At 66.9% G+C, this 26060-nt stretch carries 27 protein-coding genes; all 27 read right to left on the bottom strand.

Annotated features, from left to right (window positions below; translation table 11 throughout):
• Positions 1–271: 271 nt before the first annotated feature.
• The gene (locus IPK85_18095) at positions 272–1819 is read right to left on the bottom strand and encodes a hypothetical protein (protein ID MBK8249291.1); all 1548 of its coding nucleotides are present in this window, start codon (positions 1817–1819) and stop codon (positions 272–274) included.
• Positions 1816–2361 (bottom strand): LPS export ABC transporter periplasmic protein LptC, encoded by a 546-nt coding sequence (lptC, locus tag IPK85_18090; protein MBK8249290.1) that lies wholly within the window; start codon positions 2359–2361, stop codon positions 1816–1818. Before lptC ends, IPK85_18095 begins: the two co-directional genes overlap by 4 nt.
• A complete protein-coding gene (locus IPK85_18085) occupies positions 2358–3323 on the bottom strand; it encodes a KpsF/GutQ family sugar-phosphate isomerase (GenBank protein MBK8249289.1) in 966 nt (321 codons plus the stop codon). The genes lptC and IPK85_18085 overlap by 4 nt, the downstream gene beginning before the upstream one ends.
• Positions 3320–3913, bottom strand: a complete 594-nt coding sequence (locus tag IPK85_18080; GenBank protein ID MBK8249288.1) for an HAD hydrolase family protein — start codon at positions 3911–3913, stop codon at positions 3320–3322. The genes IPK85_18085 and IPK85_18080 overlap by 4 nt, the downstream gene beginning before the upstream one ends.
• On the bottom strand, positions 3910–4728 hold the full coding sequence (gene kdsA / locus IPK85_18075) for a 3-deoxy-8-phosphooctulonate synthase (protein MBK8249287.1): 819 nt from the start codon (positions 4726–4728) through the stop codon (positions 3910–3912). The genes IPK85_18080 and kdsA overlap by 4 nt, the downstream gene beginning before the upstream one ends.
• Positions 4728–6398, bottom strand: coding sequence for a CTP synthase (locus IPK85_18070; protein ID MBK8249286.1), 1671 nt, complete (start codon positions 6396–6398; stop codon positions 4728–4730). The genes kdsA and IPK85_18070 overlap by 1 nt, the downstream gene beginning before the upstream one ends.
• Before the next feature lies 1 nt (position 6399).
• Positions 6400–7155, bottom strand: coding sequence for a 3-deoxy-manno-octulosonate cytidylyltransferase (kdsB, locus tag IPK85_18065; protein ID MBK8249285.1), 756 nt, complete (start codon positions 7153–7155; stop codon positions 6400–6402).
• Positions 7156–7231: 76 nt separating this feature from the next.
• Complete coding sequence (locus IPK85_18060) at positions 7232–8404, bottom strand: membrane dipeptidase (protein MBK8249284.1); 1173 nt, start codon at positions 8402–8404, stop codon at positions 7232–7234.
• A complete protein-coding gene (xerD, locus tag IPK85_18055; protein MBK8249283.1) occupies positions 8401–9327 on the bottom strand; it encodes a site-specific tyrosine recombinase XerD in 927 nt (308 codons plus the stop codon). The genes IPK85_18060 and xerD overlap by 4 nt, the downstream gene beginning before the upstream one ends.
• Entirely contained in the window at positions 9299–9934 is a 636-nt protein-coding gene (locus IPK85_18050; protein MBK8249282.1) for a DedA family protein, read from the bottom strand. The genes xerD and IPK85_18050 overlap by 29 nt, the downstream gene beginning before the upstream one ends.
• A 2-nt stretch (positions 9935–9936) precedes the next feature.
• Positions 9937–10422 (bottom strand): 2-C-methyl-D-erythritol 2,4-cyclodiphosphate synthase, encoded by a 486-nt coding sequence (ispF, locus tag IPK85_18045; GenBank protein ID MBK8249281.1) that lies wholly within the window; start codon positions 10420–10422, stop codon positions 9937–9939.
• Position 10423: 1 nt separating this feature from the next.
• Positions 10424–11461, bottom strand: a complete 1038-nt coding sequence (gene mqnC / locus IPK85_18040) for a dehypoxanthine futalosine cyclase (GenBank protein ID MBK8249280.1) — start codon at positions 11459–11461, stop codon at positions 10424–10426.
• 77 nt (positions 11462–11538) lie between these two features.
• Complete coding sequence (locus tag IPK85_18035) at positions 11539–12378, bottom strand: menaquinone biosynthesis protein (protein MBK8249279.1); 840 nt, start codon at positions 12376–12378, stop codon at positions 11539–11541.
• Positions 12379–12380: 2 nt separating this feature from the next.
• A complete protein-coding gene (locus tag IPK85_18030) occupies positions 12381–13583 on the bottom strand; it encodes a CofH family radical SAM protein (GenBank protein ID MBK8249278.1) in 1203 nt (400 codons plus the stop codon).
• Positions 13549–14793, bottom strand: coding sequence for a beta-ketoacyl-ACP synthase II (fabF, locus tag IPK85_18025; protein ID MBK8249277.1), 1245 nt, complete (start codon positions 14791–14793; stop codon positions 13549–13551). Before fabF ends, IPK85_18030 begins: the two co-directional genes overlap by 35 nt.
• Before the next feature lies 1 nt (position 14794).
• Positions 14795–15037, bottom strand: coding sequence for an acyl carrier protein (locus IPK85_18020; protein ID MBK8249276.1), 243 nt, complete (start codon positions 15035–15037; stop codon positions 14795–14797).
• A gap of 53 nt (positions 15038–15090) precedes the next feature.
• Positions 15091–15828 carry a 3-oxoacyl-[acyl-carrier-protein] reductase gene (gene fabG / locus IPK85_18015; protein MBK8249275.1) on the bottom strand — a complete coding sequence of 246 codons (738 nt, stop codon included), beginning with the start codon at positions 15826–15828 and terminating at the stop codon, positions 15091–15093.
• Positions 15825–16772 (bottom strand): ACP S-malonyltransferase, encoded by a 948-nt coding sequence (gene fabD, locus IPK85_18010; protein ID MBK8249274.1) that lies wholly within the window; start codon positions 16770–16772, stop codon positions 15825–15827. Before fabD ends, fabG begins: the two co-directional genes overlap by 4 nt.
• Positions 16773–16774: 2 nt before the next feature.
• Positions 16775–17764: a ketoacyl-ACP synthase III gene (locus tag IPK85_18005; protein MBK8249273.1), complete on the bottom strand. Its 990-nt coding sequence runs from the start codon at positions 17762–17764 to the stop codon at positions 16775–16777.
• Positions 17761–18771 carry a phosphate acyltransferase PlsX gene (gene plsX / locus IPK85_18000; protein ID MBK8249272.1) on the bottom strand — a complete coding sequence of 337 codons (1011 nt, stop codon included), beginning with the start codon at positions 18769–18771 and terminating at the stop codon, positions 17761–17763. The genes IPK85_18005 and plsX overlap by 4 nt, the downstream gene beginning before the upstream one ends.
• A gap of 3 nt (positions 18772–18774) precedes the next feature.
• Positions 18775–18957, bottom strand: a complete 183-nt coding sequence (gene rpmF / locus IPK85_17995) for a 50S ribosomal protein L32 (GenBank protein ID MBK8249271.1) — start codon at positions 18955–18957, stop codon at positions 18775–18777.
• A 27-nt stretch (positions 18958–18984) separates the two neighbouring features.
• Positions 18985–19494, bottom strand: coding sequence for a DUF177 domain-containing protein (locus IPK85_17990; protein ID MBK8249270.1), 510 nt, complete (start codon positions 19492–19494; stop codon positions 18985–18987).
• A gap of 77 nt (positions 19495–19571) precedes the next feature.
• Positions 19572–19991 (bottom strand): nucleoside-diphosphate kinase, encoded by a 420-nt coding sequence (gene ndk / locus IPK85_17985; protein ID MBK8249269.1) that lies wholly within the window; start codon positions 19989–19991, stop codon positions 19572–19574.
• Between the two features lie 65 nt (positions 19992–20056).
• Positions 20057–20929 carry a succinate--CoA ligase subunit alpha gene (sucD, locus tag IPK85_17980; GenBank protein ID MBK8249268.1) on the bottom strand — a complete coding sequence of 291 codons (873 nt, stop codon included), beginning with the start codon at positions 20927–20929 and terminating at the stop codon, positions 20057–20059.
• Positions 20926–22071, bottom strand: a complete 1146-nt coding sequence (gene sucC, locus IPK85_17975) for an ADP-forming succinate--CoA ligase subunit beta (GenBank protein ID MBK8249267.1) — start codon at positions 22069–22071, stop codon at positions 20926–20928. Before sucC ends, sucD begins: the two co-directional genes overlap by 4 nt.
• Positions 22072–22175: 104 nt before the next feature.
• Positions 22176–24647 (bottom strand): UPF0182 family protein, encoded by a 2472-nt coding sequence (locus tag IPK85_17970; protein ID MBK8249266.1) that lies wholly within the window; start codon positions 24645–24647, stop codon positions 22176–22178.
• 1 nt (position 24648) lies between these two features.
• Complete coding sequence (locus IPK85_17965; GenBank protein MBK8249265.1) at positions 24649–26016, bottom strand: phosphomannomutase/phosphoglucomutase; 1368 nt, start codon at positions 26014–26016, stop codon at positions 24649–24651.
• Positions 26017–26060 lie beyond the last annotated feature (44 nt).

Raw genomic sequence — 26060 nt, 5'->3', positions numbered from 1 at the left:
TGCGCCGTCAGCCGCGGGAATACCGACTTCGACAGGAAGGTCCGCACTTCGTCGAGGGAGAGGCGGGCCGCCTCCTGGTCCGCGTCCAGGCCGCGGGTACGAATCGACGCGAGATAGTCTTCGCGAAACCTGATGGCGACATCGTGGAAGCTCGCAAATCCCTCCGGGGACGCGCTGACGATCAGCGCATGGAGACCGAACGCCAGCGAACGATCGCCGCCGGTCAGTCCCTCGATGCGTTGCGAGATGTCGTCGTCAGGTAGTTCGTCGGTCATTCGCGGAGTCCCGGTCCCGGGCGACGACGTGGTGCGGCCCCCGGCCGGGCCGGTACCGGGGCCCGTGTGGGGCGCTTCACGGCGCGCGCCTTATCCGGAGGAAGGGTATCGGGAGGAGTCGCTTCAAGGAACAGCCCAGCGACAGAATCCGTTACGGTCACGGTCTGGACCTCCCGCGCCTTGAAGTCGAGGGCGATCACGCGACCGCGCACATACGAAAGCCCGGGCTTGTCCTTCTCGCCGCGATTGGATGGCATCTGGTAGAACGAACTCGCCTGGCCCTTTGCGACCAGGTCGCGAAGGGTGGGCTGCGATGTCGTGTCTCGCGCCGGGATGCTGTCGAACCGAGCGACGATAGTGTCGCCGCGGAGCCAATCGCGTTCTGTGGACACGATCTTGAGCGTGTCCACATCGCTTTCGGCGTACGCCCCGCGTACCGCGAACAACTCACGCAGGCGCTGTCCGGGCATGCGCACGTCGAGCGAATCCGCCGTGATGCGCCGTTCCTTCGTGATTGCATTCGCGCGCGAAGGCCCGAATGCAAAGGCTCGGTCGAGCCGGTTGTCGGTGACCCGCAGGTCCACCGTGTCGGCCGAGAGCGTCAGGTCCTTGCTGACGGCACTGGCGGAATCGACGGAGAGTACGCGCTCCACCTTGCGGGTGCGTCCGAAGACATCGATCACGCGTCCAGTAAGCGAGAAGGCGTCCTTTCCCTTGCTCTCCACCCGCGGACCCTTCATGAGGCGGGAATACTGCTTGAGGTTGTCCAGCGTGGCCGAATCGCCGCGCGCAGTAAGGTCTGTCCGGTCGAGCTCGACGCGCCCAAAGGCGGTGAACAGCGTGTCCCCTTCCCCAATGATGTTGTCCGCCACCAACTGCACGGGGTCGGGCTGCCGCTTGCCTACCGAGTCGGTCTCATACATGTGGAGGGTCGGCCGCGCCGTCATGATCACGCGGCTGGCGGTCCGCACGCCGCGCACAGCGCGGAAGTACTCGGCGCGCGGGCCAGTCATGCGCGACGAGTCCTTCATGATCACCACGACATTGCCTTCGGCGACCAGGCGCTCCTCGGCTTGGTAGTAGGTCAGCCGGTCAGCGTCCAGCGTGACCCGGTCTTCCCGGTACTTGACCTTGCCGATGAGGTAGTACAGGCGGTTCTGCTCGTAGCTCTCGGCGGAGTCGGCAAAGATGCGCAGCGATTGTCCGACGCAGCGCCCGATCACTCCGCCGCCGACGTAAGAGGTGTATTTCTGTGAGATCGGGTCCTTTACGGCCAACCCGCGCGACTCCGGGGTGTTCTCGAGATCGAAGGTGCAGCGATTCACCGGCCGCTCTGCCGCGCGCGGCGGGGTCTTGCGCGCCGAGTCCACGGCCGGGGGCACCACGTACGGCACGGGGGTGGTGTCGCGCGTTGGGGCGGTCGGCAGGGCGTCGACTCCGCTCGGGACGGGCGTCGGGACGACCACGGCTCGCGGGGTGCTGCGGCCACAGGCCGCGAGCGCGAGGACCAGGAGGCCGAGACGACGCACCGTGGGGCCGCTCATCGCGATGGGAGCGTGACCTTGTTACCGCTGGACTGGAATCCCTTGAGCACGCGCACCGCGTTCAGGTCGGGATCCGACACAAAGCCGACGCCACGCAAGATGCGTCCGTTCTTCTCGCGCAGCTCAAAGGTGCTATCGGACGAGATTTCGTTCCGGGTCGGGTCGAAGCGCAGGTGAGGCGTGGTCAACTTACGTCCCGCGACGCTGTTGACCACCACGTCCCCGCGCGCCTCCATGCTGCCGAGGCGGGAATTATAGGTTCCTTGCCGGGAGGTCAGGTCGGAGTCCTTGTCTCCCGCCGTCTGGAAGAACGTGGCCTTCACCGCGCGCAACTCGGTGCGGGTATTCTCCTCGAACATGTAGGCCGTGTCCGCCTTGACTTCCGCCCGACGCAAGCCCGCGTCCGTGACGAAGAACTGCACGCCGAACATGGTTTGGTCGGCGGAGTCCGCCGTGGTCGCCGGGGCCTTGGTGGCCTGGGTCGTGGTCTCCCGGCAGGCGATGGAGAGGGTGAGCGCCAGGCTCAAAACAAACCACCTCATGCAACCCCCGCGCGCATCAAGTCATGCAAGTGCACCACCCCCACGAGTTGCTCCTGGTCATTGATGACCGGCATCGCAACGATGCCGGATTGCTCCATCCGGTACACCACGGCCGAGGCAAGTTCCCCCTGACGCGCCACTTTCGGTGCCCGCGTCATGAGCTCGGCCAGGCCCAGCTCGAGGGCCCGATCCGACCGTTCCAAGGTCCGCGTCAGGTCGCCAGCGGTGAAGACGCCCACGATGCGGTGCTCGGCATCGCACAGGGCGACGATGCCCCGACGACGGGCCAGCATGACCGTGGCCTCACGCACCTGCGCCGTGGGCGGCAGCACAGGCAGGTCGTGCGCCTCCATCACGTCCGCGACGCGGAGGATCAGTTTGCGGCCGAGGGCGCCCCCTGGATGCAGGCGAGCGAAGTCGTCGCGCTGGAATCCCTTCTGTGCCAGCACGGCGACCGCGAGCGCGTCGCCTAACGCGAGGGCCACGGTCGTGCTGGTCGTCGGGGCGAGGTCATGCGGGCACGCCTCCTCACGCACGGAGCCGTCGAGTGACGCGTCACAGGCGCGGGCCAGCGACGAGTCGGCGTGGCCGGTGATGGCGATGGTGCGCGTCCCGAACCGCGTCAGGTGGCTGAGGAGCGTCAGCAGCTCCTCGCTCTCCCCGCTCTTGGAGAGGAGGATGGCGACGTCGTCGCGTCCCACGATGCCCAGGTCCCCATGCAGGCTCTCGACCGGATGGAGGAAGCTCGCGGGGGTCCCGGTGGAGGTGAGCGTCGCGGCGATTTTGCGCGCGATGAGCCCGGACTTGCCGACGCCGCTGACGATGACGCGCCCGGTGGCCTGCACGATCAGCCGGACCGCCGTGGCGAACGCCCCGTCGAGACGCTTGCTGGCCTCGAGGAGTCCTTCGGCCTCGAGGGCGAGCACGCGCCGGCCCTGCAGCAGCACGAGGTCGTCACTCATGCTTGGGCTCCCACGGCGCGGCTCTCGACATACCAGGTCGCGAGGGCGTTCCACTCCCCGCGTGTGTTGAGCAAGACTTCGGCGAACTCGCGAATGGCGCCGTCGCCCCCGCGCCGTGACAGGGTGAAGCGTGCGGCCGCCCGGGCATCGGCCGAGGCGTTCGCCACGACTACGGGCAGCCCAACCACCTGCAGCGCGCCAACGTCGGGCAGGTCATCCCCGACGAACGCCATTTCGTTGAAGTCGACGCCGTGCCGGGCCGCCAGGTCGCGGAGGGCGATGAGCTTGCGGGCGTGCACATCCTGCACGAGGTCGTCGACCCCCAACTCACGCGCACGCAACGCGACGCTCTCGGACACGCGGCCCGTGATGATGGCCACGAGGATCCCGGCCTTCTGGAGCATCTTGATGCCGAGCCCGTCCTGGATCTCATACCGCTTGAACTCCAGGCGTTGGCCCGCCACGTCGCCCAGGTAGATGCCACCGTCGGTGAGCACGCCGTCGACATCGAGCCCGACGAGACGAATCCTCGCGGCGAGCTGGCGTCCCTCCTCTGTGTCGCCAATGCCGGCGAACGGGGGCACCGTCATGCGCGGGCCGCCTCCCACACGTGCACCACGCGCTCGATGAGCCGCGGCAGGGTCTCCAGGGGCAGCATGTTCGCGCCGTCGCTGGGGGCGTGTGCGGGGTCGGGGTGGGTCTCGAGGAAGAGTCCATCGATACCGGCCGCGGCGGCCGCGAGCACAAGCGTCGGGATGTGCTCCCGTGCGCCCCCGCTGCTTCCCCCTTCCCCACGGCCCGGCTGCTGCACGGAGTGTGTGCCGTCGAAGATCACGGGCGCGTGTGTGGCGGCCCGGAGGCGCTCGAAGGCGCGCATGTCCACCACGAGGTCGCCGTACCCGAAGAACGTCCCGCGCTCGGTGACGGCGACGCCGTTGGTTGAGCCCGCGGGTGCTGCGGCCCGGACCTTGGCGACCGCTCCGGACATTCCCTCGGGATGCATCCACTGCCCCTTCTTGATGTTGACCGGCTTCCCCGTGGCTGCGGCGGCCTCCAGGAGGTCGGTCTGCCGACAAAGGAAGGCCGGGATCTGCAGGATGTCCACCACGTCCGCCGCGGCGGCGCACTGCTCCGGCAGGTGCACATCCGTCAGCAGGGGCAGCCCGGTCGCCACACCGACGCGACGGAGCGCCTCCAGTCCCTCGTGCATTCCCGGTCCACGGGCGGCGCCTGCATTCGAGCGGTTGGCCTTGTCGAACGACGCCTTGTAGATCACGCCCCCCGGTAGGCGATCCGCCAGGCGAGCCAGCGCCTCGCCGACGCGCAGGTTGAGCGCGTCGTCCTCGATTACGCACGGCCCGGCAATGAGGAAGAGCTGCCTGGTCGGGAACCCGTGATATGGCATCAGGACGCGTCGTGGGCCACGGCGGCCGGAACACTCGTCGGGGTCGCTGCCTTCCGACGCATGGCGGCCCCGACAAAGCTCTGGAACAACGGGTGCGGGTTCGTCGGGCGCGACTTGAGTTCCGGGTGGAACTGGCACCCAATGAACCACGGATGTGACGCGTGCTCGACGATCTCGACGAGCGACTCGTCAGGCGAGAGCCCGGCCAGGCGCAAGCCGTGTTCCTCGAATTGCTCCCGATAGGCGTTGGACACCTCGTAGCGGTGGCGATGGCGCTCGCTGACCTCGGGCGCGCCGTAGATCTCGGCAGCCTTGCTGCCCTTCACCAGCCGGCAGGGGTACGCGCCGAGCCGTTGCGTGCCGCCAATGTCGGTGATGTGCTTCTGTTCCTCCAGGAGGGAGACCACCGGGTGCGCGCACTCCGGCTTGAACTCACTGGAGTTGGAATCGTCCAGCCCGAGCACGTTGCGCGCGAATTCGATGAGGGCCACCTGCATCCCCAGGCAAATGCCGAAGAACGGCAGCCGCATCTCGCGCGCGGCGCGGATCGCTTCGATCATGCCTTCCACGCCGCGGACCCCATAGCCGCCCGGCACGAGGAGTCCGTGATATCCGGCGAGGATCTCGCGTCCACGTTCCGGCGACGTAAAGTCATCGCTCGACAGCCACTTGATCTCCACGCCGACATCATTTCCGATCCCACCGTGAATCAGCGCTTCCTGGACACTCTTGTAGCTGTCGACAAACTGTGTGTACTTGCCCACCACCGCGATGCGGACCTTGTCTCGGGGACGGATGACGCGGTTGACCAGGGTCTCCCAGCGCCCCAGGTCCGGCTGGCGGCCGCTCAGGTTGAGGCGGGTCATGACGCGCTCGTCGAGCCCCTGTTCGTGGAAGCTGAGCGGGATCTGGTAGATCGTCGGCACGTCGACGCTCTCGATCACGTTGCCGAATTCCACGTTGCAGAAGAGGGCGATCTTGCGCTTCACGTCGTCGCCGAGGGCGCGCTCGGTGCGACAGATGAGCACGTCCGGCTGGATCCCGATCTCCATGAGCTCGCGCACCGAATGCTGCGTGGGTTTGGTCTTGACCTCGCCCGCTGCTGAGATGTAGGGAACCAGGGTGAGGTGGATAAACATCGCGTTCTGCTTGCCGACCTCCTGGCGAAACTGGCGGATGGCCTCCAGGAACGGCAAGGACTCGATATCGCCGACGGTCCCCCCGATTTCCACGATGACGACATCGTTCTCGGGCGCCATGCGCTTCATGTGCGACTTGATCTCGTCGGTGATGTGCGGGATCACCTGGACCGTGTGGCCCTGGTACTCGCCGCGTCGCTCCTTCGTGATGACATTGAGGTAGATGCGCCCCGTCGTCACGTTGTTGAGCTGCGACAACGGCCGGTCGATGAACCGCTCGTAGTGCCCGAGGTCGAGGTCGGTCTCGGCGCCGTCGTCGGTCACGAAGACCTCGCCGTGCTGAAATGGCGACATCGTGCCGGGGTCGACGTTGAGGTACGGGTCGAACTTCATGATCGAGACCCGCAGCCCCCGCTCGACGAGCAGGCGGCCGAGCGAGGCGGCGGCGATTCCCTTCCCTAGCGACGAAACGACGCCCCCGGTGACAAAAATGAAACGCGTGGTCTGCGGCGTCGTGGCACCGGTCTGCATGTCAGCTCCGTCCAGCGAAAAGGTCATGCCAGCGCGCGTTCGCGCGGGCCAGGTCGTCTTCCGTGTCAATGCCCCCGTCGAGCGGGCCGTCCAGCACGGCCACCCCCATGCCCATCCCCGCTGCCAGCGGTCGAAGTTGCTCCAGTCGCTCCACTTGCTCCAGTGGGTGCACCGGCAGCTGCACCCAGTCTTGCAAGGCCCCACGTCGGTAGGCGTACACCCCTACGTGCTGGAGCACGAGGGGCTCGTGCACGGCGCGGTCCGCGGCGTCGCGCAACCACGGTATGGGTGCTCGCGAAAAGTACATCGCGCGGCCCGATGCGTCGCACACGACCTTCACCACGCTCGGCTCCTGCAGGACCGCCGCTCCTCGACGCACCGCGACGGTGCCCAGCGGAAAGCGCTCGCACATCCGCACGGCGCCCCGCAGCACATCGGCCGACACAAAGGGCTCGTCGCCCTGCACGTTCAGCACGACGTCGAACGACTGGTACTCCGGGCGCGATGCCACCTCGGCCACGCGGTCCGTTCCGGATGGGTGGTCCTCCCGGGTGTCGACGCTCGTCCCTCCGTGGGCGCGGACCGCCGCGTGCACCTCATCGGCGTCCGACGCCACGACCACGGCGTCCGCCACGCCGAGCCCCACGACGCGGTCCAGAACCCGGAGGACGAGCGGTTGGCCACCAAGGAGCCGGAGGGGCTTTCGCGGGAGGCGGGTCGCGCCCAGCCTGGCGGGGATTACGGCCAGGACGGGCATGGCGGCGCTGGAGAGGCGTGCGGGGTCGTTTCAGGCACGCTCGTCAAGTTAGTCCGCCACCGGTGCGAAGAACAGCCTAGGGCGGGAGGTGTCGCCGCAGGAACGCTACGGCGTTCTCGCCCAGCACCGCGCGGACCTGTTCCGGAGTCAAGCCAGCGTGCAACATCGCCTCGGTCAGCCGGGGGATCCCACTGACATCGAACGGCATGCGCGTGGCCCCGTCGAAGTCGGAGCCCAGGGCGACCACGCTATCCCCCGCCACGGCGAGCGCGTGCCGGACCGCTCGCGCAAACGACGCGGCGCTCACCTCACAGATGGCCCCGTCCCAGAACCCGATCCCCACCAGGCCGCCGCGGGCGGCAATGGCCCGCAGTTGGTCGTCCGACAGGTTGCGCGGGCCGGGACAGGTCCCCTGGACGCCCGTGTGGCTCACCATCACGGCCGCTGCCGATGCCCCGAGCACGTCGTCAAGCAGCGCCGGTGAGGCGTGTGCCACGTCGACAACGCCGCCTAACGCTGCGATGCGATCAATGGCGGTGCGACCGAAGGCGGTCAACCCGCCGCGCGAGACTCCATGCGCGGATCCCCCAACTTCGTTGTCGAAGAAATGGGTGAGCCCGAAGATGCGAAACCCGGCGGCGAACAGCGTGTCCACGTTTTCAAGCACGCCTTCCGCCGGGTGCAGTCCCTCGGTCGCGAGTATCCCGCCAATGACTTCGGTCCCACCCGCACGCGCCGAGAGGAGCCGGTCGAGGTCCCCGACGGTGCGAACCGGTCGCAGCGCGCCGGCCGACGCCCCAGCCATCTGGTCGAACCGACGTGCTTGCCACAACGCGCGCTCCCGGAGGGAACGCCACGCCCGCGGCGGGTACCGCTCGGCCATCGCGAGCAGTGTGATGTTGTCGGTCTCGCCGGTGTTGCGTTCGTAGTTGATGCCGCGCGGCGTTTTGGTCACGACGCTGAACACCTGGAGCCCGACGTGGCCGTCGCGCAGTCGTGGCAGATCGACGTGACCATGGGCATGGCGGTCATTCAGGTCGCGCTGCCAAAGCAGTGCGTCAGCGTGCAGGTCGACGATGGTCGCCGCGTGGTGGAGTGCCAGCGCGGCCGCCGAAACCATGGAGTCACTGCCGGGGATGACGGTGTTCATCCGGCGGTCCACTACCGGGGCGACCACGGTCACCATGCCAACCGCCGCGATCCCCAGCAGGGCGGCGGTCGTGAGCAGGAAGCGGCGGCGGTAGCTCATCCTCGGGGATGGTACTGCCGATGCACCGTGTGCAGGTAGTCCCGATCCAGGTGGGTGTAGATCTGCGTCGTCGAGATGTCGGCGTGACCCAGCATCTCCTGCACGGCGCGCAGGTCGGCGCCGCCCTCCAACAGGTGTGTGGCAAACGAATGGCGGAGGGTGTGCGGGGACACGTGCTTGGTGATCCCGGCGCGCTTGACCCACGCGCGCAATACCTGCCAGGCCCCCATGCGGCTCAGGGGTTTTCCGCGCGCGTTCAGGAACAAGGCACCCTTTCCTTCGCCATGCTCGAGTCGCGGTCGTCCCTCACGCAGGTAGATCGAAACCGCCGTGATGGCGCTTCGGCCGATCGGCACCAGGCGTTCCTTGCCCCCCTTGCCAAAGACGCGGACGACGCCCTCCTGGAAGTCCACATCCTTGATGCCGATCCCGATCCACTCGGACACGCGCAGGCCGGCGCTGTACGCCAGTTCGAGCATCGCGCGATCGCGAAAGAACTGCGGATGGTCCTGGTCACCGGCCGTCAGGAGTCGCTCGACATCGGTGGCCGTGAGGACGTCGGGCAATTCACGCGTTCGCCGGGGCAGTTCGAGCCGGTCACTCGGATCGGCCGCGAGCAGCCCTTCGGACACAAGGAAGCGGCACCAGGTCCGCACCCCGGCGATGGTGCGCCGAATGGACGGTGCAGCCAATCCGCTGTCCTTGAGGTGCCAGGTGAACTCCCGGAGCAGTGGGTGGTCGATGTCGGTGACGCGTCCACGTCCACGCGCGAGGCAGAAGGTGGCGAGCCGTGCGACGTCGCGCCCGTAGGCCTCGCGCGTGCGCGAGGATGCCCCCTCCTCGAGGGCGAGGAAGTCGTCGAAGCGCTCGAGCGCGAAGGCCCGGGACGCCTCGTCAGGCAGGCGGGCGCGTCGGGCGGGCATGAAGGCGACGGTGATACCACCACACGGCCGCGACCACGACGACGGCCGCGCCGGCGAGGCCAGCAGACCAGGAGCCGAGCCGCGCAATGCCCCCTCGCAACGAATCCCAGTTGGTGCCGGCACGAAAGGCCAGCCAGGTAATGGCGCCATACCAGATCCCGCTGGCGAGCCCCATCGCGCTTATCACACCTAGGGGTGGAATGCGCAAGGCCCCTGCCACGGGCGGCACCACCGCGCGCAGCCCCGGGATGAAGCGGGTCAGGAAGAAGGCGGCCGTTCCGTACTTGCGGTGCCAGCCCAGGATGCGCGCATCGGCGCCGCCGGTGCGATCCAGGTGGTAACGGCGCTCCACCCGTTCGGCCCCAAACCGCCGACCCATGAGGTACATCAGCCAGGCGCCCAGCAGGTTCCCCCCCCACACGGCGAGGAACGCCGGCCACGCCGGCTCCGCGGACCGTGCGGCCAGAAAACTCCCGAACGCGACCAGGATGTCCGCGGGGATAGGGGGGAAGATGTTCTCGACGGCGGCAAGTACGGCCATCAGTGCCAGCAGCGCACCGGGTGGCAGGGTGGTCAGCCAGGCCAGCGCGGCGTCGAGTGACTCCATCCTCAGGGCATCAGGGTCGCGGCCGCGATGCACGCCAGGCCCTCGCCGCGACCGATCCACCCCATCCCCTCGTTGGTCTTGGCCTTGACGTTCACGTGGCCGGCCGGGATGCCTAACGCCTCGGCGATGCGTGCGCCCATCGCGTCGCGGTAGGGCCCGATCTTTGGCGACTCCGTGATCACCGTAATGTCGACGTGCTCCACACGGAGTCGCTGTTCCTGGCGGACCCGCCCCATCGCGCGCTCCAGCATATCGATGGAATCGCGCCCGCGATTCGCCGGATCCGTGTCGGGGAACATGCTGCCGATGTCCCCGAGGCACGCCGCGCCGAGGATCGCGTCCGTCACGGCATGGCACACGGCGTCGGCGTCCGAGTGCCCCACGAGATGGCGATCTCCCGGGATGTCGACACCGCCGAGTCGCAGCGGGCCGCCGTCGGCGAAGCGGTGGGAATCGTATCCGATGCCGGTGCGGGCGTGCATGGTCATCTCAGGCAGCCACGGGGTGTTCGATCGGGATGATGGAATAGTCCTGGCGCCGACGCGCCGGGGTGAACCCGGCATCACGGATCAGGCGCTCCAGTTCCTCGGTCGTCGTGCGGTGGGTCGTGTTGGCGGCACTGACGACATTCTCCTCGATCATCAGGGACCCGAAGTCGTTGCACCCAAACCGGAGCGCCAGCTGCCCCACCTTCATCCCCATCGTCACCCAGCTGCTCTGCAGGTTCGGAACGTTGTCCAGCACGATGCGCGAGATGGCGACGGTGCGCAGGTAGTCCACCGCGCCCGTCTTCTCCATATGGGAGAACTCCGGCGTGTTCTCGGGTTGAAGTGGCCACGTGATGAAGGCCGTGAATCCCCCGGTGCGCGCCTGGACATCCCGCACCCGCTGGAGGTGCTCGATCCGCTCGGCCAGCGTTTCTCCGAGGCCATACATCATCGTGACCGAGGTCTTCATGCCGGCCTGGTGTGCCAGCTCCATGATTTCCAGCCATCGATCAGCCCCCGCCTTCTTGGGAGCGGCGATGTCGCGCACCCGCTGGACCAGGATCTCGCCGCCGCCGCCTGGAATGGAGTCGAGCCCAGCGCCCTTCAGTTCGCGAATGACGTCCGTGGCGTCCATCCGGAAGACCTGCGAGAAGAAGTCCACCTCACTTGGGCTGAACCCATGAATGTGAATGGGGTGGTTCCGCTTGATGTAGCGCAGCAGGTCCAGGTACCACTCGAAGGGGATGTACGGATTGTGGCCTCCCTGGATCAGGATCTGTACGCCGCCTAACGCCTTGGTCTCCTCGATCTTCTGGCCAATTTGCTCAAAAGACAGGGTGTAGCCTTCCGCGTGTTTTGGTCGCCGGTAGAACGCGCAGAACCCGCAATCGGCCACACAGACGTTCGTGTAGTTGATGTTGCGGTCCACGATGTACGTGACCGTCTGGTGCGGGTGTTTTGCCGCACGCACGCGATCCGCCTCGAGACCGAGCTCGAGGAGTGGTGCATTGGTATAGAAGTCCAGCAGGTCGCGGTTCATGGGGCGGGACACTCCGCGGAGGTCACGAGTTCAGGACGAAAGGTAGCGCCGGGAGGGACGGCAACGGCGACACGAGGTCAGGCGGCAAGGAACTGCAGGGTGGTCGACGGTACCTTCCCCGCCGCACTGAGCCGGGCGAAGAACTCGGTCAGTCCAGCGAGGTATCTCAGTCCCAGCCCATAGTCGAGTCCCTCGAGGTAGCGTCGGCACTCGTCGGCAGGCACGCCGGTCTGCTGTGCCGCCTGCTCCGACAGGGGGCCGAGGTGTTGGAGCCCCCAGTCGCGCGACGCGAGAAGCGCCGCATGGGTGGTCAGGGCGTCGCGCGCCGGGGTCGTCCGCTGCGCCACCCATACGGCGAAAACGAATGGGTGCCCGGTCCACTGCAACCACTCCTCCCCGAGGTCGTAGACGTACGGATACGCCGGTCGGTCCTCGGCAGTCGTGCCCGGCGACTGCAGCAGCAGTGCCGCGTCGCCAATGACCAGGCGCGCGTCGTGCTCATCCTGGGCGAACGCCTTGAGATCGGCCATCTCGGCGTCACCCGGCACGAACTCGGGACGCGCCTTCCAGACTGCGTCAAACAACAGCTCCAACAGCGCTACACTGGTCATGGAGGAGCGTGAGAGCACCACGCGGCGGCCACCGAGTTCCCCAGCCGGGCGCCGGGAAAACAACATCACGGAACGCACCGGTCCGTCGCACGAGATCGCGAGGTCGGGAAGCAGCAAGTACCGCGCGGCGTCTCGCGCGTACTCCACGGCGGAAACCACCGAGACATCCAATGCGCCGGCGGCCATGCGCGCATTGAGCAGGCTCGGGATCCCGGTCACCAGCTGGCCGTCGAGGGGCACGATGCCACGGTCGATCGCCCCGTACACGGGAAAACAATTGATGTAGGGAATGCGACCGACGCGCACGGTCAGTCTGCGGCGACCCGCGTGAGGTCGTCGTCGAAGCGACGAATCACCTGGTAGAACGCGTCACGTTCCGCCGGCACACGTTGCGCCCCGCGGATCAGCTTGAGGATCTCCGCCAGTGGGAGTCCCTGTGGTGTGGTGGCCCCGACCGCGTGGTAAATCTTCTCCCGCACGACCGTTCCTTCGAGGTCGTTGACGCCGAACGCCAGCGCCACCTGCGAGAGGAACGGGGTCACCATGATCCAGTGTGACTTGATATGCTGGAAGTTGTCCAGGAAGAGGCGACCGACGGCCAGGACGCGCAGGTCATCGAACCCCGTCGTGCCGCGCCCCTGTCGCTGGAGCCGCTTGCCCAACTCATTGTCGTCGGGATGGTACGCCAGCGGGATGAACGCGAGGTACCCGCCGGTTTCGTCCTGCAGGTCGCGGAGCATGGTGAGATGCGCGACCCGGTCCTCCATTGTCTCCACGTGACCGTAGAGCATCGTGCAGTTGGACCGAATGCCGAGCTCGTGGGCCGCGCGATGCACCCCGATGTAGTCGGCACCTCCGAGCTTGCGATCGGCAATCTGCTCGCGCACGGCGGCACTGAAGGTCTCTGCCCCGCCGCCCGGCATCGTGTCGAGGCCGGCCTCACGCAGCGCGATCAGCACTTCCTTCCAGCTTAACTTCTCGATGCGGGCGATGTGCGCGATCTCGACCGCCGTGAGCGCCTTGATGTGCACCTGCGGGAATTCGCGCTTGAGCGAGCGGAACATCGTGGCGTAGTACTCGAGCCCGGCCTGCATGTCGAGCCCACCCACGATGTGAAACTCGCGCGTCATTCCCTCCCGCGCCGTCTCCGCCTCGGCCATCACCTGTTCCAGCGTGTAACGGTAGGCACCCTCCTCTTTCGGGAGGCGTGCGTAGCCGCAAAAGACGCAGGTCTTTCGCAGCACGCACACATTGGTCGGATTGATGTGCTGGTTGGACGCAAAGGTGACCACCCGGCCGTTCTTCGCCTGGTTGGCCGCATCCGCCAGGTACCCGAGGCCGAGGATGTCCGGCGTGCGGAACAGCGTCAGCGCGTCATTCGGGTCCAGTCGCGTGCCGGTCGCCACCTTTTCGGCGATCGGCCGGAGGTTGGCGTCCCGGATGCGGTCGAGATCTACCGCGGGGGGCACGTGCGCCTCAGGGGACAAACTGGCGAATGACGAGCGACACATTGTGCCCGCCAAACCCGGCGCTGTTCGATAGTGCGGCCCGGATCACGCGGGATCGCGGTTCGTTGGGCGTGAAGTCCAACGGCCCACAATCGGGATCGGGCGTCACGAAGTTGATGGTCGGTGGGACCACCTGATCGCGCAGCGCCAGAATGCACGCGATGGCCTCGATCGCTCCGGCGGCCCCCAGCATGTGGCCCGTCGCCGACTTGGTGGAGGACACGCTCAGCCCCGCCGCGTCGTCGCCGAAGACGCGCATGATCGCCTTGGCCTCGTTCGGGTCGTTCATCGGGGTCGACGTCCCGTGCGCGTTCACGTAGTCGATATCGCCCGTCGTCAGCCCGGCGTCCTTCAACGCGCGGCGCATGGAGCGCTGCAGCCCCTCGTGTTCCTCGGGCTGGCCGGTGAGGTGGTACGCATCGCCGGTGGCGCCATAACCGGCGACCTCGCCGTAAATCCGTGCCCCTCGTGCCTGGGCGTGCTCGAGGACCTCGAGTACGAGTATGCCCGCTCCCTCCCCCATCACGAACCCATCGCGATCCTTGTCGAACGGTCGCGACGCGCGCGCGGGGTCGTCATTGCGCTCCGACAACGCCTTCATGTTCGCGAAACCCCCGATCGCCATCGGGGTTACCGACGCCTCCGCCCCGCCGCACACCATGACGTCCGCGTCACCGTATTGGATGGTGCGCATGGCGTCCCCAATGGCGTGCGCGCTGGTTGAGCACGCGGAGATCGTCGCGTAATTCGGTCCCTTGGCCCCCACCCGCATGGAGACGACGCCCGACGCAATGTCCGCGATGAACGTCGGGATGAAGAACGGCGAGATCTTCGAGGGGCCCAGCTCACGATAGACATCGTGCTGCTCCTCGAAGCTCTTCAGCCCGCCGACCCCGGACCCCACAATGACCCCGGTCATCTCGGGGTCGAACCCACCCTGGGAGAACCCGGCGTCGGCCATTGCCTGGAGGGACGCTGCAACCGCGTACTGCGTGTACGCGTCCGACCGCTTGGCTTCCTTCCGCTCCATGTACTGGAGCGGGTCGAAGCCCTTCACCTCGCAGGCAAACCGGACCGGGAAGCGGGCGGCGTCGAACTTGGTGATGGGGCCGCCCCCGGAGACGCCAGCGAGGAGCGCGCGCCACGTCGACGCCACGTCCAGGCCGACGGACGTGACGGCCCCGAGGCCGGTGATGACGACGCGGCGCTTCATGTTACGCGGCGGGCCCCTTTTCCTTCAGGTACTTCAGGGCATCCCCGACCGTGCGGAGCTTCTCCGCGTCCTCATCGGGAATGTCGATGTTGAACTGCTTCTCGAACTCCATGACGAGTTCGACGATGTCGAGGCTGTCAGCGCCAAGGTCCTCGATGAAGCTGGCCTCGTCCGTGAGCTTCTCCCGCTCGACGCCGAGCTCCTTCTCGATGATGTCCTTGACCTTCTCGCTCATGTCCGCCATGTCGTGCTCCGTTGGGGCAAAGGGGTGGTTCGAAGATAATGGAATACCGCGACTTACATCACCATGCCGCCATCCACCACAAGCACCTGCCCGGTGATGTATGACGCCAGGTCAGAACACAGGAACAACACGGCGCCGGCCACGTCCTCGGGCCGCCCCAGTCGCTCCAGGGGAATCTGGGCAGACAATGCCAAACGAGCCTCGGGCGTGAGGGCGGCCGTCATGTCGGTCTCGATGAATCCGGGAGCCACAACGTTCGCGAGAATGCCTCTCGACGAGAACTCCTTGGCGACTGACTTGGTGAGCCCGATGAGCCCCGCCTTCGACGCCGCGTAATTGGTCTGGCCCTTGTTTCCGATCAGTCCGACCACGCTCGCAATGTTGATGATGCGACCTGAACGGCGCTTCATCATCCCCCGGGTCACGGCCCGGGTTGCGACAAACGCGGACCGGAGATTTGCGTCGATCACCGCGTTCCAGTCGTCGTCCTTCAGCCGGAGCATGATGTTGTCCCGCGTCAGCCCGGCATTGTTCACGAGGATGTCAATCGACCCGAACTCCCGCTCGGCATCCTCCACCAGCGCAACGATTTGCGCCGGATCGCTCACGTCGCACCCGAACCCGCGCGCGTCGCCACCGACCTCCAAAGCGATCGCGCGAGCCCGCTCCGCGTCGCGCCCGACGACCCCCACGCGGGCACCGCTTGCGGCTAGCGCGTTCGCGATCGCTCGGCCAATGCCGCGCGTGCTCCCGGTTACGAGCGCATTCCTTCCCGTCAAGTCAATGTTCATGAGAGCCTCTCGATCATGCCGTGAACCTCAGCGGCCGTGCCGCAGGTGGCGGTCGCCACGCTTGGCGCGATCTTGCGCACGAGCCCGGTCAGCACCGCCCCGGGTCCCATCTCCACGAACAGCGCGTCAGGAAATCGTTCGGCCAGGACCGTGATCACCTGCGTCCATCGGACCGGTGAGGTCAGCTGCTCCACCAGGAGCGCCCGGCCACGCTCTGGATCGGTCTCGAATTCAGCCGACACATTCACACAGACCGGGACGCCAGCCATGCCGAAAGGCACGTGTGCGAGCGCCTCCGCCAAGCCCGTAGAAGCCGGCGCCATCAACGGTGAGTGAAACGCGCCGCTCACGGGGAGCTCAACGGCGCGCTTGGCTCCGGCCGCCTTGGCCAGCTCCATGGCCTTCCGCACCCCAGCGACCTCGCCGGAGATCACCACCTGCCCAGGACAGTTGTAGTTCGCCGCGACGACGAGTCCGCCATCGGGGTCTGCTGAGGCCCGGGCGCAGATCGCGTCGATAGGTTCGGACGGCTCGCCAAGGATCGCCGCCATGGCCCCAGGCCGCGTAACGCCGGTGGCGTACATCAACTCCCCGCGCCGCCGGACGAGGCGAACCGCGTCCTCGAGTGTCAGCGCGCCTGCCGCGTGCCATGCGGTGAACTCGCCGAGGGAATGCCCTGCCGTGGCCACCAGATGGGGCCCCGCCGCACTCACGAGCGCCGCCCAGACGGCGGCGCCGTGGGTGAGCAGTGCGGGTTGGGCGTTATGCGTCAGCGTGAGTGCCTCAGCCGGTCCCTCGAAACACAACGTCGAGAGCGACTCACCGAGGGCCGCATCCGCCCGCGCGAACACTGAGCTCGCGCTGTCGACACCCTCCGCGAGGTCCTTGCCCATGCCGGGCTTCTGTGACCCCTGGCCGGGGAACAGCGCGACAACCGATGGCATGCCTAAAAGCGAACGATGAGCGAGGCCCAGGTGAACCCGGCGCCGAAGGCCACGAGGAGGACGGTCGATCCCGGCTTCACCCGGCCTGAGGCCATCGCCTCGTCGAGCGCGAGCCCGATGGAAGCCGACGAGGTGTTTCCATAGCGGTCGACGTTCACGTACACCTTGTCCATCGAGACGTTGGCGTGCTTCGCCGTGGCCTCGATGATGCGAATGTTGGCCTGGTGCGGGATCATGAGGTCGATATCGGCGCCCGTGAGCCGTGCGCCGTCGAGGGCGCGATCCGTAGCCTCGGACATCGACCGCACGGCGTGCTTGAACACCTCACGCCCCTCCATCTTTACGTAGAACGACCGATCATCAAGGACCTGCTGGTTGAACGGGTGCGCGGCTCCGCCGGTCGGCCGATACAGCAGTTCGGCGAGCGTGCCGTCACTGCGCATGAATGTGGAGAGGATCCCCTTGGTCCCGTCCGACCGTTTCAGCACCGCCGCGCCGGCTCCATCCCCGAACAGGACACACGTCGAACGGTCCTGCCAGTCCACGATGCTGGTCAATTTTTCGGTGCCAACCACCAGGGCCGTCTGCGCCCCGCCGGCGGCCATCAGCCCTTCCGCGACGATCAGCCCGTAGAGCCAGGAGGAACACGCGGCCATGACGTCGAAGGCCGCCGCGCGACTGGCGCCGAGTTCAGCCTGCAGGTCGACCGCTGTGGACGGGAGCAAGCGATCGGGCGATGCCGTTCCCAGCACGATCACGTCGATGTCGCCTGGCGTGATGCCAGCGCGCGACATCGCCACGCGCGCGGCCGCGGCGGACATGGTCTTGTTCGTTTCGTTCGGCCCGGCCACGTGTCGCTCGCGGATTCCGGTGCGTTGGACGATCCACTCATCGTTGGTGTCGAGTCCGAGCGCGGCAAACTCTTCGTTGCGCATGACGCGACTGGGTGCGAACGACCCCACACCGGCGAGGTGGGCGATGGGCCGGTTCATGCCGCCTCCGTCAGGCGTCGCCCCATGTGTTCGCTCATCCGTGACTCGACAGCGCGCACCGCCAGCTTGACGGCGTTCTTGAGCGCGCGTGGTCCCGACTTGCCGTGACAGATGATGCTGACGCCCTTGACGCCGAGCAGCGGAGCGCCGCCGTGCTCGGAGTAGTCCAGCTCCTTGAAGGCGCCGGCCAATTGCTCCCGAGAGAGCCCGGCGTGCCGGGCGACCAAGCCGAACAAAAAGGGGGCCACGGACTCGTAGAACTTGAGGACCACGTTTCCGACGAAGCCATCGCAAACCACGACGTCAAAGGGGCCGCGATCGCTGGCCCCGTTCGGGAGGTCACGACCCTCGACATTTCCCTGGAAGTTGAGCCCGGACGCACGGAGCAGTTGGTGGGCGGCCTTCACGGCCGCATTTCCCTTCTCCGCTTCCTCCCCAATGGAGAGCAGCGCGACGACCGGGTTGTCGCGTCCGAGCAGGTCTTCGGCGTACACTGCCCCGAGCCGCGCGAACTGCACCAGTTCCTCAGCCGAGCAGTCCACGTTCGCGCCAGAATCCAGCACGACCACCGGGCGTTGGGCCGTCGGGAAGAAAGTGCTGATGGCCGGGCGCGTGAGACCCTCGTGCAGGCGCAGGACAAGGGAAGACACCGCCATCTGCGCGCCGGTGTTCCCCGCGGAGACGAAACCGTCCGAAAGGCCGTCGACCTGCAGCCGCAGGCCGACGTGCATGGAGCTGTTTGGCTTCCCACGAAGGACCGCCGAGGGTTTTTCCGCCATGTCGATCACGTCGGCCGCGGGCACAATGTCGATGCGCTCCGCGGCGGCCGCATGACCGGCACATTCACCGGCGAGCGCAGCGTCGAGGGCGTGCCGGATCGTATCGGGGATCCCTACGAGCTGAACCCGATGGTCGTGGCCCAGTTCATCGAGGGCGAGGAGGGCCCCTACGACCGGAGCTCCGGGCGCGTGATCCCCCCCCATGGCGTCAAGCGCGATGCGCGCCAAGCGTCAAGCCTCGGCGGGAGCGACTCGCTGTTTGCCTGCGTAATACCCGCATTCTCCACACACCCGATGCGGGCGCTTGGGTGACCCACACCGGGGGCACGACTGAATGACGGCCACGGCGGCCGTCTTGTGCGTATTGCGCGCGCGCTTCTTGCGCTTGGAGGTACGTCGTTTCGGGACAGCCATGGTGGTGCCGGGAAAGGAAGTGAACGCCTAACGTGCGTCGCCGCCGTGCGGTGAGAGCGCGTGCCAGCGTGGATCGATCGCGGGGGTACACCCGCAGGCGCCGACGTTCCGGTTGGCGCCGCATGACGGGCACAAACCCTGACAGGCGTCTGAGCACACCATGTAGGACGGAGCGGCCAGCACCCACTCTTCGCGGATAGCCGGCCGTAGGTCCAGTTCACGTTCGCGGGCGTCGATCACGTAGACGTCCGCTTCATCCGCCTCGTCTGCCGACCCGTCCACCAACAGCAGGTGGACGTCCGCCTGCACCGGCTGATTCACCGGCTCCAGGCATCGCCGACAGGTCGATGTGGCTGTCCCCTCGAGGTGACCGCTGAAGTAGAAGCGGCCAGCGCCCGCGGCAGATACCCGACCGGAGACCTTGAGCGATCCCTGTGGCCGGGCGTCACCTTCCTCCCAGATCGGATCAGACTCTGGCAGCTCCCCATCGACCAGGGATGCCTGGGCCTCGAGGTCGCGAAGGTCAAAGGACAACATAGCCCAGCAATCTAGGGTGCCGGGCTATGAGTTTCAAGTTACTGGGAATTACAGACTTACGCCGCCTCGACGGAGGCCTATAGCGTTTCCGCTTCCGCGAAGAAAAAACGGGACTCCCGGACCGCATTCTCGTCCGAATCTGATGCGTGGATGGCGTTCCGTTCCTTCGACTCGGCGTAGAGCTTGCGAACGGTCCCCTCCGCGGCCTCTGCGGGGTCCGTTGCCCCAATGGCTCGGCGTAGCTCGGCCACGGCGTCCGCCTTCTCCAGGATCATGGGCATGCACTTCCCGGAGGTCATGAACGAGACCAGCGACCGGAAAAACGGGCGCTCGCGATGTACCCCGTAGAACTCCTCCGCCTGAGCGGTCGACAGGTGCATGACCCGCGCGGCCACCACCCGAAACCCACCGGTCTCGAGGTGGGCGATGACCTTCCCTGCCTTGCCGGCGCCAAATGCGTCGGGCTTGATGATCGTCAACGTCCTGTTCCCAGCCATATCACGTCACCTGTATCTGGTTTCCAATGTGAGCCTGGGCTCGACGCCGAGCCCGGGTGCATGTGCTACTTCAGCCGAGCCCGGACCAGGTCGACAAAGTCGATCGGTCGCTTGGCAACTCCCATCCCTGCGGCCTCGAAAGCCGCCACCTTCTCTGCCGCAGTTCCAGAGGAGCCAGAAATGATCGCTCCCGCGTGTCCCATCCGGCGTCCCGGCGGCGCCGTCTGGCCAGCAATGAACCCAACGACCGGTTTGGACATGCGCGTTCGGACGAACTCGGCCGCCTCCTGCTCGTCGGTCCCACCGATTTCGCCCATCATGCAGACGACCTGCGTCGCCGGATCTGCTTCAAACGCAGCGAGACAGTCAATGAAGTTCGTGCCATTGATGGGGTCCCCGCCGATCCCCACGCAGGTGGTCTGGCCAATGCCCGCGCGAGTGAGCTGGTAGACGATTTCATAGGTCAGCGTGCCGGACCGGGACACGACACCCACCGGGCCCGGGGTACAGATGCGGCCCGGGATGATCCCGACCTTGGCCGCACCCGGCGTGATGAGTCCGGGGCAATTGGGACCGATGAGCCGGACGCCGCGTTCCTTCACGAACGGGTGCACGCGCGTCATGTCGAGCACCGGGACCCCCTCAGTGATCGCCACGATCAGCTGGAGCCCCGCGTCCGCCGCCTCCATGATCGCGTCCGCCGCGAACATCGGCGGCACGTAGATCACCGTGGTGTTGGCCCCCGTGGCCGCCACGGCCGCTGCGACCGTATTGAAGATCGGCACACTCCCCTCGAACATCTGGCCGCCCTTGCCCGGTGTCACGCCACCGACGACCTGGGTGCCGTATTCCATCATCTGCTTCGCGTGAAACGAGCCGTCGCGGCCGGTGATCCCCTGGACGAGGAGTCGCGTGCCCTTGTCGATGAAGACGCTCATGCGGCCTTCCCCCCGGTGGCGAGTGCCACCGCCTGGCGGACGGCCTCATCCATGTCACTCGAGGCGGCGAAGCCGTTCTCGGTCAGGATCTTCATGGCAATTTCCTCGTTGGTGCCCGTCAGGCGAATCACGATCGGGACCTTGAGCGGGTTCTGTTTGGTGGCGGTCACGATCCCGTTCGCGACATCGTCGGTGCGGGTGATGCCACCGAAGATGTTGAACAGGATGCACTTCACGTTGGGATCGGACGTGATGATGCGCAGTGCGTTCACCACCTTTTCCGGGTTGGACGACCCGCCGATGTCCAGGAAGTTCGCGGGGTCGCCGCCGTAGTATTTCACCAGGTCCATGGTGGCCATGGCCAGCCCGGCGCCGTTGACACAGCAGCCGACGTTGCCGTCCAACTTGATAAAGGTCAGGTTGGCGTTGCGCGCGGTCACCTCGGAGGGCTCTTCCGCAGACTCGTCCCGCAGCGCCGCGATGGCAGGACGCCGGTCCAGTTCATTGTCGTCGATGCCCATCTTGGCGTCGAGGGCTACCACCTGCCCGGCGGTGTCGACGATGAGCGGGTTGATCTCCGCGAGCGAACATCCGCTCTGCATGAACGCGGTGTAGAGCTGCCCCATGATCTTCGCCGCCGCGCGCGCCTTCGTCAGGTCCTCGTAGAGGAAGAACCCGAGCCGCATCGCCTGGTACGGCAGCAGGCCATACCGCGTGTCGATGGGAAGCTTGAGGATCTTCTCGGGGGTGGTGGCGGCCACCTCCTCGATGTCGATGCCGCCGGCCGGACTCACCATGAAGACCGGCTTCTTCGTGGCCCGGTCCAGGATGATGCCAACGTAGGCTTCGCTCGCGATATCAGAAGCTGCGGTGACCAGGACCTTTTGTACCACGAGTCCCTTGATCTCCATGCCCAGGATCGCGGCAGCCTTCTCGCGAGCCTCCTGTGGCGTTTTCGCCAGCTTGACGCCGCCCGCCTTGCCGCGGCCTCCGGCGTGGACCTGTGCCTTGACGACAACCTGGCTGCCGATGCGCCGGGCAATCGCCTCGGCCTCGTCCGCCGTTGTGGCCACCTCCCCGGCGGGGATCGGCACACCAAGGGCGCGAAGGATTTCCTTCGCCTGGTATTCGTGGATGTTCACGCGTTCTCCGTGGAAGGACGGGGTGCCGGGCGCCGGTCGGGACATCCTCGTCCCGAGTCGTCAGCATGCCAGCCGGCGCAAGCTATCGGGGGCCGTGACCCCCATCAAGGCGCGCGGGCGCCGCCCCGGAGCAGTTGCCCCAACAAGCTCCAGTTCTCGCCGAAAGCCACCATATCGCGACGGCTCAAGGCGTCATCCATTCGTGCGTACAACTCGGCCGCTCGACGTCGAAACTCCTCGGGGCCCAGGGGGCCGTCGCCAGTAGCCGGCTCCGGAAAGCCCAAGGCGGCTTCCAGCGTGCGGCCAACGCGTATGCCATCGCCGACCCACACGGCGGCACTCCGCAGGAGAGGCGCGCGATCAGCCGGCCACTCGTAGAGCGCCTGCACCGGCACCAAGGCGTTGTCGTGAATTCCCAGGTGGATGGGTCCCCTGAGCAGCCGGCCCGATTCGCCCCGCGCCGCGGCGGCGACAGAGTCCAGCGCCTGTCGCATGGCGGTGGCAATGTCGCGCCAGCGTCGATCCGCCCCCAGGAGCGGGACCCATGCCGTGTGGACGTCGGCGCCCCCGGAGCCGATGATGACGCCGCGCAACCGATCCGTCGGATCGACCACGGGATACGCCACGGCGAGACGCTGCCGTGGGACGTCCACATACGGCGTAAGCCCGGGGAACGCAAACCCCGAGTCGGCCCCCATGTCGCGGGTGAGCTGTGACGCGGGGACAAGCGCATCACCGCGTCTACCGAAACGGGAAAACGCCCTGGCCTGCGCGAGGATACCGTCCACCGGAGGAGGCAGTTGTCGCAGGAACTCCTCGGTCATCGCGTTCGAGGCGGTGAACAGCTCGGGAAATCGTCGATACCAGCTGCGCGCCACGGGGTCCGCTTCGGCGGGACGGAGGGCGAACACGCGTCCGGAGTGGGCGTTCACGATCGCCACACCGGCGTGCTTGAAGTAACTCACGTCGTGCTGTGCGAGCACGATCGGCTCACTCAAGGGATAGTGGCTGGACGCCGCATACAGGTGTACGCCCCACCACAGGGAGTCGCGCACGAGGAACGGCAGGACGCGATTTCCGGCGATGAAGAAGGGAAACAGGCGCTCCACGCGGTCGCGCACGTTGCGAATGCGCACCAGGCGCGCGGGACCAAACGTGGACTGCGCCTGCAGGAGGCGAGGATTCTGGAGCCCCCACGCGTGGACGATCCGCGCCGCGAGGGTCTCGAGCCGTGGCGCGGCGATCCCGTTGGCGGAGTCCGACACCACACTGCCTTCGGTGATACTGTCGCCGACGGCCAGCGGGGGCAGCCGCGGCGCCTGATCCAGGAAGTCTGTATAGCGCTGCAACTGGCCATCACCCGCGCGATGCATGACATTGGCCAGCGTCACCTCCGGGTGGTCGCTCCCGGTCGGTCCCACGGACCGCTGCACGACCAACGCATGCGGCTGCCCGCCCCGCAGCGCCCAGCCGATGCTTGCCTCAGGTTGTCCGGCGGTTCCCCAGCTCGCGGCCGACCGGCGAACGGCCTCCGTGTCCCACAGGCTCATCGCCGGGGGCGACATGGCGACGGCGCTCGATCGCAGCGTATCGCGCGCGTCGAGGCGCTCGACATCGAATGCCCGGCGTGAAAACGCGGCACGCGTCGCACGATACGGACGATCGCGCAGCTCGGGGTCCGCCGGCTGCATGTACCGGGACGCCAGAGCGGGGGCCAGCTGCCGCGCGCCGAGCGAAGAAATCGCCCAGACCGCGAGCGCCACCAGGACCACTCGGACCTGCCCGACCCAACCCGCCCAGGCCACGAGCATCGCACACACCACGGAGCCCATGGCCAGGAGCAGCCGCGCCGGAATCCCGACCCGGTGATCGAGGGCGAGAAAGGCCCGTCCGGTCCCTTTCCCGTCCAACAGGAGGCCGAGGGCGTCCAATCGATAGCTCCACGCCATCAGCAGGAGGAGGAGACTGAGCAGCAGCAGCAGGTGGCGGCGCACGTGCCCCGATACGCGGAGGCGTCCCTCGGACCAACGCAAGCTTGGGGTGAGCGCGTACAGCAGCACCACCACGGCACCCACCACAAGGAGGGCGAGGGTCGCCCACGCGTGAAAGGACTCCTCAATCGGCAGCCAATACACCCAAAACGCCAGGTCGTAGCCGAAGTACGGCTCACTCTCGCGGAACGACTCCCCGTGGCGCACGAGATCGAGGGAGACCCAGTCGCCCTGTGGGAGCGCCAGCACCGCGCCTAACGCGACGGAAATGACCAGCACGACGAGCACGAGCGACCGCCCGGGCAGCTCCTCGCCGATCTCAAGGTTGCCCACGCGACGAGGCAGGATGACCGAGACGATCGAGAAGCGGACGGCGTAGAGGTTCAGGAAACAGAGAACGGTCCCGGCGAGAAAGGCCGTACCACGCAACAGTGCCAGGTTTGACGTGGTCGCCCAAAACACATTGGCGGCGCCGAGTGACTCATACCAGCGATACTCCACCAGCCATCCCGCCACCACGCGGCCCACCAGCAGGCACGCCGCGACCGAGAGACCGATGGTCAGTCCGAGCCGCCGTTTCGTCACGTCAGGGGGTCACACCCTGCGCGCGAAGCCACCCCTCCATCTCATTCCGGATGGCCGTCAGGCGTGGTTCGGTCAGGGCTTCGTATCGAGTGACCAGGACGGGCTGGGTATTGGAGGCGCGGATCAATCCCCACCCATCCCCGAACAGCACGCGCACACCGTCCACGTCGATCACGTCGTAGCGGCTGCGGAAGTGAGCGGCCGCCTCGGCCACCAAGGCAAACTTGCGCTCTTCCGGGCAGTCCACGCGAATCTCGGGCGTCGAGACAAACTTGGGAACATCGGCCAGCAGCTCGTCCACCTGTTGCCCGGCATCGGCCACGATGCGCAGGAGGCGGGCACCGCCGTAGAGGGCATCGTCATGCCCGTAGAACCCCTCGCCGAAGAACATGTGACCGGACATTTCCCCGGCGATCGGGGCGTGGGCTTCCTTCATCTTGTCCTTGATGAGTGAGTGCCCGGTCTTCCACATCACCGGCACGCCGCCGGCGGCCGTGATCGCATCCGGGAGCGCCTGCGAACACTTCACGTCGAAGATGATCGACTGCCCGGTCCCGGTGCGCGCCAGCACATCACGCGCGTAGATGATCAGGATGTGATCCCCCCACACGATCCCCCCGTGCCGGTCGACCACGCCAATACGGTCGGCGTCGCCGTCGAACGCAATCCCGAGGTCGGCACCCTGCTTCGCGACCTCGGCGATAATGTCGTGCAGGTTCTCGACTACCGTCGGGTCCGGATGGTGGTTCGGGAACGTGCCATCGCTCTCGCAGAAGATGTAGGTCCCGTCGACCCCAAGCCGCGAAAACAGCTTCTCGGCCACCAGGGACCCGGCGCCGTTCCCCGCATCGAACACCACCTTCAGGCGGCGGGAGAGGGGACCGATGCGCGCCACGACATCGTCCACGTACCGATCGATGACTTCCTCGTGCCGGACCGTCCCCGCACCGTGCAGGCGCTCACCCGCGTGGTGGATGCGCAGCAGCCCGGTGATCCCATCGCCGTGCAGTGACTCACGGCCAACCGAGATCTTGAACCCATTGTATTCGGGCGGGTTGTGGGAGCCCGTGATCTGGATGCCGCCATCGACGCCGACGTGATGCAGGCTCCAGTAGAGGAGCGGGGTGGGTACGACGCCGATGTCGACGACGTCCACGCCGCTCTCGGTGAGTCCCCGAACGAGGGCGTCGCGCAGCATCGGACCGCTTGGGCGATTGTCGCGCCCGACCGCCACAGCACCCATGCGCCCGGAGCGTCGCAGGTGGACCGCGTAGGCGCGGCCAATGGCTTCGGCCGCCTCGACGGTCAGGTCCTGGTCAACGATGCCTCGGATGTCGTACTGCCTGAAGATGCCGGGAGAGACGGTCATGGAATTCACCGGAAACGAGGCGGGGCCGCATCGACGCGGCCCCG

The sequence above is a fragment of the Gemmatimonadota bacterium genome (assembly GCA_016712265.1).
Classification (GTDB): Bacteria; Gemmatimonadota; Gemmatimonadetes; order Gemmatimonadales; family Gemmatimonadaceae; genus RBC101.
This window is presented reverse-complemented; position numbering and strand designations above follow the sequence as displayed.

Bases quoted from the DNA above. Each gene is read 5' to 3' on its own strand.
- IPK85_18095 (MBK8249291.1), bottom strand. From the start codon at position 1,819: ATGAGCGGCCCCACGGTGCGTCGTCTCGGCCTCCTGGTCCTCGCGCTC.
- lptC (MBK8249290.1), bottom strand. From the start codon at position 2,361: ATGAGGTGGTTTGTTTTGAGCCTGGCGCTCACCCTCTCCATCGCCTGC.
- IPK85_18085 (MBK8249289.1), bottom strand. From the start codon at position 3,323: ATGAGTGACGACCTCGTGCTGCTGCAGGGCCGGCGCGTGCTCGCCCTC.
- IPK85_18080 (MBK8249288.1), bottom strand. From the start codon at position 3,913: ATGACGGTGCCCCCGTTCGCCGGCATTGGCGACACAGAGGAGGGACGC.
- kdsA (MBK8249287.1), bottom strand. From the start codon at position 4,728: ATGCCATATCACGGGTTCCCGACCAGGCAGCTCTTCCTCATTGCCGGG.
- IPK85_18070 (MBK8249286.1), bottom strand. From the start codon at position 6,398: ATGCAGACCGGTGCCACGACGCCGCAGACCACGCGTTTCATTTTTGTC.
- kdsB (MBK8249285.1), bottom strand. From the start codon at position 7,155: ATGCCCGTCCTGGCCGTAATCCCCGCCAGGCTGGGCGCGACCCGCCTC.
- IPK85_18060 (MBK8249284.1), bottom strand. From the start codon at position 8,404: ATGAGCTACCGCCGCCGCTTCCTGCTCACGACCGCCGCCCTGCTGGGG.
- xerD (MBK8249283.1), bottom strand. From the start codon at position 9,327: ATGCCCGCCCGACGCGCCCGCCTGCCTGACGAGGCGTCCCGGGCCTTC.
- IPK85_18050 (MBK8249282.1), bottom strand. From the start codon at position 9,934: ATGGAGTCACTCGACGCCGCGCTGGCCTGGCTGACCACCCTGCCACCC.
- ispF (MBK8249281.1), bottom strand. From the start codon at position 10,422: ATGACCATGCACGCCCGCACCGGCATCGGATACGATTCCCACCGCTTC.
- mqnC (MBK8249280.1), bottom strand. From the start codon at position 11,461: ATGAACCGCGACCTGCTGGACTTCTATACCAATGCACCACTCCTCGAG.
- IPK85_18030 (MBK8249278.1), bottom strand. From the start codon at position 13,583: ATGTGTCGCTCGTCATTCGCCAGTTTGTCCCCTGAGGCGCACGTGCCC.
- fabF (MBK8249277.1), bottom strand. From the start codon at position 14,793: ATGAAGCGCCGCGTCGTCATCACCGGCCTCGGGGCCGTCACGTCCGTC.
- IPK85_18020 (MBK8249276.1), bottom strand. From the start codon at position 15,037: ATGGCGGACATGAGCGAGAAGGTCAAGGACATCATCGAGAAGGAGCTC.
- fabG (MBK8249275.1), bottom strand. From the start codon at position 15,828: ATGAACATTGACTTGACGGGAAGGAATGCGCTCGTAACCGGGAGCACG.
- fabD (MBK8249274.1), bottom strand. From the start codon at position 16,772: ATGCCATCGGTTGTCGCGCTGTTCCCCGGCCAGGGGTCACAGAAGCCC.
- IPK85_18005 (MBK8249273.1), bottom strand. From the start codon at position 17,764: ATGAACCGGCCCATCGCCCACCTCGCCGGTGTGGGGTCGTTCGCACCC.
- rpmF (MBK8249271.1), bottom strand. From the start codon at position 18,957: ATGGCTGTCCCGAAACGACGTACCTCCAAGCGCAAGAAGCGCGCGCGC.
- IPK85_17990 (MBK8249270.1), bottom strand. From the start codon at position 19,494: ATGTTGTCCTTTGACCTTCGCGACCTCGAGGCCCAGGCATCCCTGGTC.
- ndk (MBK8249269.1), bottom strand. From the start codon at position 19,991: ATGGCTGGGAACAGGACGTTGACGATCATCAAGCCCGACGCATTTGGC.
- sucD (MBK8249268.1), bottom strand. From the start codon at position 20,929: ATGAGCGTCTTCATCGACAAGGGCACGCGACTCCTCGTCCAGGGGATC.
- IPK85_17965 (MBK8249265.1), bottom strand. From the start codon at position 26,016: ATGACCGTCTCTCCCGGCATCTTCAGGCAGTACGACATCCGAGGCATC.